Genomic DNA, 12,407 nt, shown 5'->3' on the forward strand with positions numbered 1-12,407 from the left:
TCTACTTACGAAATCATGATGCTAAAGGTTTTATTTTTCCAAAAGAGACGTTAATGTTTCTTCTAAATATTTGGAATATTGAGCTATAGTAGGGTTTTCAAAGATTTTATTTAAAGGAAAATTATATTCTATTTCTTCATTAATCCGTGCTGTAACACGTATAGCCGCCAGAGAATGCCCTCCTAAGGCAATGAAATCATCATGAACGCCAACTTTATTCAGTTGTAAGACTTCTGCCCATATACGCTCAAGAAGAACCTCAATTTCATTTCTCGGAGCAGTATACGAGGTGCTCATGGTTAATTGCACCGAAGTGAGGTTTTTTAAAGCTTTTTTGTCAACCTTTCCGTTTTTTGTTAATGGCATTTCATCTAAATGTTTAAAAACAGAAGGTATCATATGGGATGGCAATTGTTTTCCTAATCTATATTGAATGTCTTTTACGGTTATGTTTTTCTTTCCTGTATAATAAGCAACTAATTTTGAGTTATTTTCCCATTCTGGTTGAGTTGATGTGTAGCCAATTTCATCCATGATACGCAGCACTTCCTTCTCATCAATTACCTCGTTTATTTCTTCTAGGCTTTCATCTCTTGTTTTATGGCCAAGCCTAACGTCCCAGCTATACGGAAAAGAATAGTTGCTATACCCTAAATCCTTTTTATGAACATAAATACCAACTTGGTTAATGAGGCAATTGGTGGATCTACCGGTATCGGTAGGTCTTACCCAGCTTGCCTTTTCTTTCAGATAGACCAACATTTCTTCTAAACTAACATCACTGAATCTGTAAAAATCTACAAATTCCACTTTTTCAAAAACGCTTTCATCTTGAAAAATTGAAACGTCTAAAAGTCGTTTTACCGCGTCTGATTCTTGATGATATAGTTTTCTGGCCTCTAGAATAGTATCATCTATTTTGGTGGTATCTAAATTGTCATCCCAAAAAAGTTCTTCTGTTAATCGTGTCTCAAAAAACTGTCCGCGACTTAGACCGGTAACGATAAATGGAATATTCTTTTCAAGTGCAATTTTAGTACTGAGCGTATAAATGGTCTTAAAACAACCATTGCAGACATTGTGATGTTGATTTAGGCTATCAACAAATATTTCGTTCATATGTGGCGTTTCACCGTAAACGTGGTCCACACCAAGCTTTTTAACAATTCGTTCCACGTTTGCTTTCGCTTGTTCGGAGATGTAGCCGTTATCCATGGTGAAAGCCAAAACTTTTAATCCCATATTTACAAGCCTAGCTAGAACATAGGTGCTGTCTTTTCCTCCGCTTAATAAGGAAATACAGTCATATTCGGAACTTTGAGCTCTTTTTGATGTCAATAGAGACGCCAATTGCTTATCATTTTTAAAGTAACGTTCCGCTTGGTCTTTGTACGTTTCAAATGCCGTACATAAGTGGCATACGCCATTCTCGTCAAAATCTGTATTGGGGTAATTTGAGGGTAACCCACATTTTGTGCAATTGACAACTTCCTCCTCCACGTTATTTTTGCGGTCTTCTACCAAAACAACCGCACAGTTCTCAATTTCATTAAATCTGTTCAGATTACTTTCAATGTCAGTTAGTTCAATGCGATATCCCCTAAGTTTCACTTGCTCATCTGACCGCCCTAGGTATTCAAAGTTTCCATTTTGGTTTATTCTTGCTAGGTCTCCTGTGCGATACATTTTATGATTAGGAGCAAGTGGATTGTCAATAAATTTAGCTTCGGTTGTAAAAGAATCGTTCGCGTAACCATCCGAAAGGCCAGTACCACTAAGGTAGAGCTCACCTATAACACCTTGTGGTACTTGGTTTTGGTAGGTGTCTAAAATATAGGCGGTCATATTCGAAATTGGTAAACCTATAGGTACCGCTGATTTCGTATGAACATTTGCATCGTACTCAGAAACTATACAGCCAACGGTAGCTTCGGTTGGTCCATATTCATTGTATATTTTTAATTCAGATGTAAACGTATTTTTAACGGACCTTGCAAGATTTGATTTTAATTCTTCACCACCAACTATCATGGTGTGTATGTACGAAGTACTCAGTTCTTTTCCCTTAAAAAGAGTTAAATGGGATGGAGTTAATTTGATGCAATTTACGAGATTGTCATCTATTACTTTTAAAAGGCTTACATCGGGCCCTGTCTCCGGTTCTTTATAGATGTTTATTCTTCCACCGCTTACAATTGGTAAAAATGTAGATGTGATGGTCAAATCAAAACCAATGGATGTAAACAAGGGAAAAATGGATTTGTCGTTTATTCCATAGAAATCTTGCGCCCAGAAAATATAGTTTGATAAGGCTTTTTGAGAGATTAAAACTCCCTTTGGATTTCCAGTACTTCCAGATGTATATAATATATACGCTAGGCTTTCTGGTAAGATTTCTGTGTTTGGATTAGTAATTGGTTGCTTGCCAATACTTAGGCTTTCCTTCTCAACATCTAAAACACCTAAATCTGGTAATTCTAATTTTGATATGAGATTGGATTGGCTTATTAGAAGACTACTTTCTGAACTTGAGATGATATATTTTATTCGCTCCGCGGGGTAATCTGAAGCAATAGGTATAAAAGCCGCACCCGTTTTTAGGACAGCTAAAACACTAACTAAATAGTCTGTACTTCTTTGAAAGTGAAGCGCTATTCTACTATTTTTGGTTACGCCTCTGTCTCTTAAATAATGAGCTAATTGGTTCGCCTTTTTGTTAAGCGCGTTATACGTAAGTATTTCATTTTTAAATTGTAAGGAAACTTTGTTTGGGTTGTTTGCAGCATGCCTTTCAAACGTTTCAATTACGGATTGAAAAGTACTGGAAGGAGGTTCTTCTGTAGGCTTGGGCGTAGAAGATAATAAACTAGGCCTGTAAATGGATTGGTCAAAATTGTCCAAAAATGAATCTAAAAGGTTGATAAAATGAGAAGGCATTTCTTTGGCCGTTATTTCAGAAATGCTACTACAATTGGTATCAAAAGCAATTTTAAATTCACCACTTTTGTTCATATCGTACACATGGGTGCGTAAGGTATGGTTGCTATCCATATGGTCAGGATGTAACCACTCCGTTTTGGTGGGAAATCCGCTAAAATCTGGAAAATCGGCATTAATGAAATTCAATATGGTATTGAAGCTGCTATTCGTCTTTTCAGTAGTACTGCCTGGGCGAGCGTTTCTTAAATAGGAGTTGGTCTCAATTTTAACCCGATTAAAAAGACTAACAAAAGTGTCTTCATCTTCAATTTCTACAACTAATGGCAGTACCTCTATAAATAGCCCGGCAGTTTTTTGAAAACCTCTGGTAGCTCTATTATGTGCAGGTGCTCCAATAGCAATTTTGTTTTGATTGCTTATTCTGTGGATGTAAGTGAAGTACAGCGTTAAGAATATATTGAACAGCGTTAAGTCTTCTGTCCACCCTCTAAATTCTTTATGTTTTGCAAGTTCACGAAGCTTCAGGGAGCGTTCTACGCCAAGTTCTACTATAGTTCGTCTTGCTCTAGTTGTTTGATTGGTTTTTTCTCCGAATAATTGGGGCGTTTCTAAAAGATTCTTAGTTTTTTCTTTCCAATAGGTATAACTATCGTTGTTCTTTTTAGTTGCTCTTTGGTCTTGTTCAAATTCAATATAGTTTGAGAACGTTGGAAAGTGTTCAGTTGTAGGAGTAGTATTCGTAACTTCTTCCGAATAAAAAGCGTTCATTCTATTGTAGAGAATAGAATTAGAAACGGCATCGGTGACTAAATGGTGCAGTTTTAAAAACCAGATATAATTTGTGGAACTTTGTTTAAGAAGAACACTGTCAAATACACGTTTTGAAATATCCATATGGTGGATAGTACGCTCGTGAAGCCACTTTTCCATATTCTGAATATTATCTGAAGCGCTAAAGTCTAGATATTCGAGTTTAAAGTGCCCATCACTTAATATAGTCTGATTGGGGACACCTTTTTCTTCGGAAAATACAGTACGCAGTATATCTGTAGAGGCAATTAATTTCTGAAAAGCCTTTTCAAAAGCAGCCTTATCAATAGCACCGTTTATCTCAAAAGTATAGACCACATTATGAAGCGGGACATCAGGATGCATTCGCTGACCGGCCCAAAGGGCAGATTGACTTTTAGTTAGCGGTAGAAATGTATCTTTTTGAGTGTTCGTCATTATTATGATTGCTTTGTTTCAGTATCGCGTTTACGCTTTATATATTCCAAAATATGACTGATAGTCATGAAATTTTCAATAGTCATTTCCTCGGGAGCCACTTTTATCTCCCCTTCATTTTCAATAAAAAGCACCAATTGTACCATTCCAACAGAGTCTACGAGGCCAGAGCCTAATAAGTCTTCGTTTAGACCTATTTCTTCAACTGTTTCTGTTGCTAAGTCACTTTTTATATAGTCTATGATCTTATTTTTCATATATAATTTTCAGCTAGTATTTTGCCAATTTCTTTTCGGCTTATTTTACCGGAACTCGTTCTGGGTAAATCATCCATAAATTCAATGGTTTTGGGAATAGCGTAGGAGGGTAGGGCCAGTTTACAGTATTCCATTAGATACGTTAGATTTATGGCGGTGTCCTTTTTTGGCTTTATAACCGCAGCTAGCTCCTGAACTTCTTCGTTCTTCCCCAAAACTATCACAGCTACTTCTTCAACATTTTCATAATTGAGTAGTGTAAGTTCTACTTCGTCTAATTCTACACGATAGCCTCTTAATTTTACTTGTCTGTCGTTCCGGCCCATAAAGAGTAGTTCTCCTCTTGTGTTTAACTGAGCTAAATCTCCCGTTTTATAATAAATATGTTCGTAGCCATCTGCAACGTTTACCCTATGAAGTGATTGTTCTGTAAGTGCTTTGTTATTCCAGTATCCTTTCATCATTGTGGCCGAACGGATAACTAGTTGACCAGTTTCCCCAACGGGAACATCGGTATTTTTATCATCAATGATTTTATATTCTGTATTGGCCCACACCTTGCCAATAGGTATTGGTTTGTCAGTTTTTGGTGGTTCGGGTACATGATGATACGTACATAAAATAAGCTCTGCCGGACCGTATAAATTACTGAATTTTGCATTTGGCCACAGGAGCATTAGGGCTCTCAAATGTTTGGTTATAAAAACTTCCCCCGCAAAAAGTACCCATCTCAAAGAGCTGAAATCGTTCTTGTCCAAAGTACCGTTATTTAAAAGTTGTATGAGCATAAGCGGTACGGAATACCAAACCGTAATTTTTTCATTCGCTATAAGAGCGCTAAGGCTCGCGGGCATTTTTAAATGGGCATCAGGAATTATTACGGTTTTTGCTTCTACTAAAGGAGCTACAAAATATCCAAAAGTAGAAGGGTCAAAATGTAAAGGTGCCGGATTTCCGAATATGTCATTGGAATTAAAACCATATGTGTCGGCTGCTATTTTAACCAAACTCAATGCGCTATAATGCGTGTGCATTATGCCTTTAGGCTTTCCTGTAGAACCAGAAGTATATAAGATAAAAGCTAAATCTTGCTCAAGAATAATAGGAGCTATAACATCTTTCAACCCAATTGAGAAAATAGCATCCCAATCAATAGATTGAATAGAATGAGGAAGCGTGTCACCAATAATTGTAGATATAGCATGGCTTTCATTTAAAAGCGACATTACTTTTCGTCTTTTCGTTGGCGTAGTGATTAGGCACGTAATCCCACAGTCATTTAGTATTGTAGCAGTTCGATTGTAAGGGGTAAAAGTATCCAATGGAACATACGCGGCTCCAGCTTTGAGAATACCATATACGGCAATACAGGTTTCAAGACAACGGTTCATGTAGATGCCAACACGGTCACCTTTCTGTATGCCTATTGATACTAAATAAGAGGCTAGCAGGTTAGACTTAAGTTGAAGGTCGCCATAGGTTATGGTTTGATCCAGGTAACGAAAGGCTTCGCGATTAGGCGATGTGTTTGCTACATTATCAATAAGTTGCGGTAATGTATACGGTGATTTCAAATTACGGGTTTAGTTGATTACATACCACAAACCACGAGCTTTTTGATTCCACTCAAAACCTCCAAATTCATAGCATGGCTAATATAATTTATGATGTTGAGCTTATCAAGAAAAAAAGTAGTTCAATAACTGATTTGCAGGTCGGTCATCGAAAAATTACAGGTATTTATCGATTTTACTTTAAAATATTCAACATTCTCTATCTTATTTTACTGAATAATCAATAGTTGGGCCATGTGGTTTTTGGGTTCAGCACAAAGGCTGTACAAATCTTTTTAAACGGTAGTAAGGACCTTTTAAAAATTGTAGCAATCCGATTTTGGCGTTGGAAATCGAAAAAATAAGTTAAAATTCAAATAATTCTCTATCTTGATGGCGCTATGAAAAAACTATTACTACCACTTATTTTTGGACTCTTTTTGTTGGTCCCTATTGTTACGTTCGCTCATCAACCCAAACAAAGTTTAATATACCTTCGGATTTATGAGAAAACGGGTATTGAAGGTCGTTTTGAGGTCAACGCCAATGAACTTGTCAATGTCTTTGGCTTGGATGTTGGGCTGCATCCAAGTATAGAGCAGATAAGACCTTACCAAGATAAAATCCAAGCCTATTTACTTGAAAATGCTAAGTTTTCATCAGAATTAGGAGCGTATCAGATTGTATTTACAGGAGAAATGTCAAAGTTAAACCTGTCTTATGGGGATTTTGTCAACTTCCATTTTCGACTAGAAAATTCAGAAAATTTACCGGATAGCCTTACATTGGATTATGATGCGTTTTTTGATGAAGACCCTACTCATATGTGTCTTGTGGCAATGGAGTATAATTGGAAGGCAGGCTTGATAAACAATGAGCATATTGTAGCTTTATACCTATCGGAAGGGGAGAGAAATGGCACTTTCTCTATTAAAGAAACATCTTTGTGGAAAGGTTTTCTAGCTATGGTGCAACAAGGAATATGGCATATCTGGATAGGTATGGATCATATTCTATTTTTGGTGGCGTTGATATTGCCATCCGTGGTACGAAGACGAAAGAAAAATGGAGTTACGGGTGCACCCGTGGACAAAGGTCAATTCAATATTTGGGGTTGGGAACCAGTTAAAAAGTTTAGGCCGGCTTTTATCTACATTCTTAAAATTGTAACCTTCTTTACGATTGCCCATACTATTACACTTAGTCTGGCATCTCTGGAGATAATTAACCTTCCTTCTAGGGTGGTAGAATCCATTATTGCCTTTTCTGTAGGTCTTGCTGCTTTTCATAATATTAGGCCCATATTTAAAGGTGAAGATTGGGTAATTGCTTTTGTCTTTGGTCTCTTTCACGGCTTTGGTTTTGCAAGTGTTTTGGGAGATTTAGGTTTTAAAGGGGAGTACTTGTCATTATCTTTAGTTGGGTTTAATGTGGGAGTGGAGATTGGTCAGATTGCAATCATAGCATTGATTTTTCCAATTCTATATTTTATAAGGAATAACAAATACTACTCTAGATTTCTGGTATGGCTTTCCGTAGTTTTGATAGTTATTTCTGCGTATTGGCTTATAGAAAGAGCTTTTGATATTGATTTGCCTTTGGATGAGTTTATCAACAGAAATATTTTATACCCTGTGGCGAATTTTGTTGGTTTAAAGTAATTAACTCACAAAATAGAGCACTTGAAAGAAAGCACTAAAAATAGTTCGCTATTAAACCGATGGAAAAACCGGGAGACTAAGGAATCTACGTCATTGCAGATACCTAAGGTGCCTGTTGATGCTCAAATTCCTTTGTCTAGCGGTCAACAGCGTATCTGGTTTTTACAACAATTATATCCTGATAACCCCTTCTATAATTACTCTGAGGCGCTGACTTTTGAAGGAAAACTGAATGTTGATGTATTAAACAAGAGCCTCAATTATATTTTTGAGCATAATCAGGGTCTAAGGTCATATTATCCTACTATTGAAGGTGTTCCCATTCTTAAAGTGGATGATGGTATACCGAACCTTAAGGAGTTTGATGTGAGTCATTTAACGGAATTTGAAGCAAGGGAAGAGGCTAGTAATCTAATGCACAAGCAATCATCCTTGCCTTTTGATTTGTCCGAACCCGGTTTGGTGCGTGTATCTTTAATAAAACATACACCAAACAGATTTGTTCTTTTCTTTACCATGCACCATATTATTATAGATGAATGGTCTATTGATGTTTTAAAGCAACAGTTAGCGAACATATACCTAAAGTTGCTCTCTGATGAATCGTTAGAAGCTGTTTCTGAAACTTTGCAATACTCGGATTATGCCCATTGGGAGCGAAATACTCCAATAGATACCAAGCAGTTGGAATATTGGAAGCAAGAACTCTCCGGAGATATTCCTCTCTTGAATTTACAAACCGATAATGTAAGACCTTCAAAACCGGCTTTTAGGGGAAAGCAACAGACACTGCATTTAGGTGCAGATTTCTCTGCTAGGGTTTTAAATACTTCCAAGGAAATGGGGACAACACCTTTTGTTTTCTTGCTCACGGCATATTATCTGTTTTTATATAAGTATACTGGTCAATCGGATATTTTAGTGGGTACGCCTATTGCAAACCGCAGCACAAAATCACTTGATAAGGTGCTCGGGTTTTTTATTAATACAGTGGTGTTGAGAAATAGAGTCCATGCGGATGCTATATATTCAGAATTGATTCATGAGGTAAAAAAAAATACGCTTTCTGCCTTTTCAAACAAAGATGTACCTTTTGATGTTCTCGTGAAGGAATTAAAAGTAGAACGGTCATTGGCCGTGAGTCCGTTTTTTCAGGTGATGTTCTTGTATCACTCATCTACTGAAACTCCTTCATTTGGAACGGATTTACGTTTAGTAAATGAAGCTGAATTTGACACAGAAGTTTCTAAGTTCGATTTAACCTTGTCCATTTCCGAATCTAACGGACTCCTTTCATTAGCTTTTGAATATGACACAGATTTGTTTGAATCTGATACCATTACGCGGTTTCTTCAGCATTATAAAATAGTATTGGAGGGAATGATCTCCAATCCTAATGGAAAGGTGGCTAACCTATCCATGATGACCTCGGGAGAAAAAAATATATTGCTTCCTGAGCCAGCTAAAAGTAATACACATTTTGCATCGTATAAAGCTATTCATCACATTATAGAAGATGTAGCTCAAAAGTTCCCTCAGAATAAAGCATTGACCTTTAACGGAAGTTCAATAAGCTACCAAGAGTTGAATGCACGAGCAAATACATTCGCTTTTGCCGTTCTTCAAAAAACAAAGAAGCGCAATGAAATGGTAATGCTTTGCATGGATAGGTCAATAGAGATGATAGTGGCGCTATTGGGCATCTTAAAAGCGGGTTGTGCCTATCTGCCAATGGATCCCAAATATCCTATGGAAAGGCTGAATTTCATCTTGGAAGATGCTAATTGTAACATTGTGGTTACCAATAGCAGTTTAGCAAAAGTTTTTGAAGAAACAAATAAGCATATCATTTTAACTGATACGTTGACAACCACTGAATTGCAAAAAGTAATTTTGCCCGATGTGGACGAAAATGATTTAGCTTATGTCATTTATACCTCTGGCAGTAGCGGAAAGCCCAAAGGCGTACCCATAACTCATAAAAACATAATCAATTCTACAGCGGGGAGATTGGAGTTTTATACGCACGATCCGAGTGCGTTTTTGTTGCTGTCCTCCATCTCTTTTGATAGTTCAAAGGCCGGAATTTTTTGGACCCTTTGTACAGGGGGGAACCTCATACTTACTGAGAATAGGATTGAACAAGATATTACTAAAATTGAGAAATTAGTATGGGATCATAAAGTGAGTCATACGCTTATGCTTCCTTCTTTATACGGAGTTATTTTAGAGCATGGGGATCTTTCCAAATTAAAAAGTCTTCATACGGTAATAGTAGCGGGCGAAGCTTGTGGGCGGAATTTACGAGAGCTCCATTTTAAAAACCTGCCAACTGCAAGTCTATATAATGAATATGGTCCTACGGAAGCTACTGTTTGGTGCATCGCACATAAAGTTGAAGCAACTCATGATTCTGAAATCGTTCCTATTGGAAAACCCGTAGCCAATGCAGGGATATACCTACTGAATTCGTCCAAAGATATTGTTCCCTTTGGTGCAGTGGGAGAAATATATATTGGTGGAACGGGAGTTTCCAAAGGGTATCTCAATAGAAAGGAACTAACGGAAAACGTGTTTTTAGATAACCCCTTTAGAATCGGCTCCAAAATATATAAAACGGGCGATTTAGGGAGGTACAGAAATGACGGTACTATTGAGTTTTTGGGAAGGGTAGATCAACAAGTTAAAGTTCGTGGATTTAGAATTGAGCTAGATGAAGTGGAGAAAACCATTTTGGAATTTAACACTGTAACAACTGTCGTAGCAACGGTTGAAGATAACAAACGCTTAATCGCTTACGTTATGGCAAGTGAAAATATTAGAATAGGTGAACTAAAATCAGATTTAAAAGCGAGGTTGCCAGAATACATGGTGCCTACACAAATCATTCAGGTAAGTGAGTTCCCGCTTTTGCCCAACGGAAAGGTGGACAAGGTGCGTTTAGGAACTGTTCAACCGGTTGAACCAGAGCTAAAAGAGAGGACAATTGAACGACCTGCTACGGAATTGGAAAAGAAAATGTTGGCTATTTGGAAAGAAGTTCTTGATTTGTCTGAAATTGGACTTCATGAGAATTTCTTTGATATAGGAGGAGATTCTATATTGAGCATACAGGTCATTTCAAAGGCAAAAGCTGTTGATATGCAGCTATCACCTAATCAACTATTTGAATGTCAAACGATTTCTGAACTCGTGCGTAATTTGGAATTAAAAAGTGTTAGGGAAGAGGAAATATTGAATGGAACAAAATTCAAACACTTAGTTCCTATTCGTTCCAAAGGTGCTAAACCACCATTGTTTTGTTTGCATTCTGGTGGAACTCATTTCTTTTACTATAATGAGTTTGCCAACCATTTAAAAGAAAATAGACCCGTGTATGCGCTACAAGCCTCTGGACATGAAGATCAGCTTACTTTACATAGAAGTGTTCATGAAATGGCGGTCAGTTTCATTCAGGAAATTAAAAAAGTGCAACCTAATGGACCTTATCACTTTATTGCATATTGCTACAATACGGCAATAGGAATGGAGGTTGTGAGGTTATTGGATGAGTCTTCGGATAAGCCAAATCTTATTGTTGCGGATACCATGGCGGACTATCTTAGTTTGTTTGCGGCATCCAGGACTAAAGTACGTACAACCGCTTTTTTTGAGCGATTTAAAAAAAGACCCGTAGATGCTGTCCGTCGTTTGGTTAAGTCAAAACTGATTTACCCCTTCAAAGAAAAATATAAAACGCTGAAGAGTAGCGGAAGCCAAAAACTGATTAGAATTCTTCATAACAATCATATTAAATTATATCAAGAATATGAGTGGAAATCTGTAGCGAGCAATATTCGTTTGTTATTGACGGAAAAACCCGGTAGTGATTTTAATACTCAGGTCATTGGCTCGTGGAAGAAAATGACAACTAAAGAAGTTGTAATTGTCCCGGTTGAAGGGCATCATGATAAGCTTTTTGAAGATTCAAAAATGGTGCGCAAAACCGCTATTGCCGTAGATGCTTGTATGGTTGAGTTTGAAACTAGTCAGAAAAAAGGTTAATCCATTCCCTATGAAATTAACCGAAAACGACGCACATGTCTGGAATTTTAAAGTGAGTGATTTTGATGAAATGGGCACTTATTTAAAATTGCTATCTCTTGATGAAAAAGAAAGGGTTACTCGGTTTAAATTTGAAAAAGATAGGAAAACCTACATTTTAGCGAGAGGGTTGTTAAGAGTCTTATCTGGACGCTATTTGAACGTTTCTCCGGAAAAAATCCACTTTAAATACAGCGAATATGGAAAACCGGACTATAACCTAGAAACGTCAATTAAGTTTAATGTATCTCATTCGGGAGAACTTATTGTTTTAGTCTTTGTGAAAAATAGTACCATTGGTATAGATGTTGAAAAAATCAAAACTGATTTTGACGTATTGAAACTAGCAGAAAATTTTTTCTCGTTTAAGGAAATAGAGATGTTAAATGATGTGCCCAAAAATGATTTACACAGGGCCTTCTATTGTTGTTGGACCAGAAAAGAATCTTTTATCAAGGCAAAGGGTATTGGTCTTTCTTTTCCTTTAGCTTCGTTTACAGTCTCTTTGGAGGATGAAAATGCGGAATTGTTACGTACGGATTGGAATCCTCAAGAAAAAAACCAATGGAAGCTGTTTTCTTTCGGACTGCAGAATGACTATGTGGGTGCTATTACGGTCGCTACTGGAATCCGGTCCGTATTGTACTTCAATCTCGAGGCTTTTCTAACAAAAATGAGCTAGAAAT

6 protein-coding genes are annotated in these 12,407 nt (G+C 37.1%); 3 read left to right on the forward strand and 3 right to left on the reverse strand.

Annotated features, from left to right (window positions below; translation table 11 throughout):
- Positions 1–30: 30 nt before the first annotated feature.
- From P0077_RS16470 to P0077_RS16480, 3 genes are read right to left on the reverse strand one after another with little or no spacing between them, the layout of a single operon-like run.
- On the reverse strand, positions 31–4,167 hold the full coding sequence (locus tag P0077_RS16470; RefSeq protein ID WP_276166302.1) for an amino acid adenylation domain-containing protein: 4,137 nt from the start codon (positions 4,165–4,167) through the stop codon (positions 31–33).
- Positions 4,168–4,169: 2 nt separating this feature from the next.
- Positions 4,170–4,424: an acyl carrier protein gene (locus P0077_RS16475; protein ID WP_276166303.1), complete on the reverse strand. Its 255-nt coding sequence runs from the start codon at positions 4,422–4,424 to the stop codon at positions 4,170–4,172.
- Entirely contained in the window at positions 4,421–5,998 is a 1,578-nt protein-coding gene (locus tag P0077_RS16480; protein ID WP_276166304.1) for an amino acid adenylation domain-containing protein, read from the reverse strand. Before P0077_RS16480 ends, P0077_RS16475 begins: the two co-directional genes overlap by 4 nt.
- 380 nt (positions 5,999–6,378) lie before the next feature.
- Between P0077_RS16480 and P0077_RS16485 the strand changes: the two genes are divergently transcribed.
- Genes P0077_RS16485 through P0077_RS16495 form a run of 3 tightly spaced genes read left to right on the forward strand, consistent with a single transcriptional unit; the run spans position 6,379 to position 12,403 of the window.
- Complete coding sequence (locus P0077_RS16485; RefSeq protein WP_276166305.1) at positions 6,379–7,638, forward strand: HupE/UreJ family protein; 1,260 nt, start codon at positions 6,379–6,381, stop codon at positions 7,636–7,638.
- A 21-nt stretch (positions 7,639–7,659) separates the two neighbouring features.
- On the forward strand, positions 7,660–11,682 hold the full coding sequence (locus P0077_RS16490) for a non-ribosomal peptide synthetase (RefSeq protein ID WP_276166306.1): 4,023 nt from the start codon (positions 7,660–7,662) through the stop codon (positions 11,680–11,682).
- Positions 11,683–11,692: 10 nt separating this feature from the next.
- The gene (locus tag P0077_RS16495) at positions 11,693–12,403 is read left to right on the forward strand and encodes a 4'-phosphopantetheinyl transferase family protein (RefSeq protein WP_276166307.1); all 711 of its coding nucleotides are present in this window, start codon (positions 11,693–11,695) and stop codon (positions 12,401–12,403) included.
- Positions 12,404–12,407 lie beyond the last annotated feature (4 nt).

The organism is Zobellia alginiliquefaciens (assembly GCF_029323795.1).
GTDB classification, from domain to species: domain Bacteria; phylum Bacteroidota; class Bacteroidia; order Flavobacteriales; family Flavobacteriaceae; genus Zobellia; species Zobellia alginiliquefaciens.

Coding starts and splice junctions, on each gene's coding strand:
- P0077_RS16485 (WP_276166305.1), top strand. CDS start 6,379: ATGAAAAAACTATTACTACCACTTATTTTTGGACTCTTTTTGTTGGTC.
- P0077_RS16475 (WP_276166303.1), bottom strand. CDS start 4,424: ATGAAAAATAAGATCATAGACTATATAAAAAGTGACTTAGCAACAGAA.
- P0077_RS16470 (WP_276166302.1), bottom strand. CDS start 4,167: ATGACGAACACTCAAAAAGATACATTTCTACCGCTAACTAAAAGTCAA.
- P0077_RS16495 (WP_276166307.1), top strand. CDS start 11,693: ATGAAATTAACCGAAAACGACGCACATGTCTGGAATTTTAAAGTGAGT.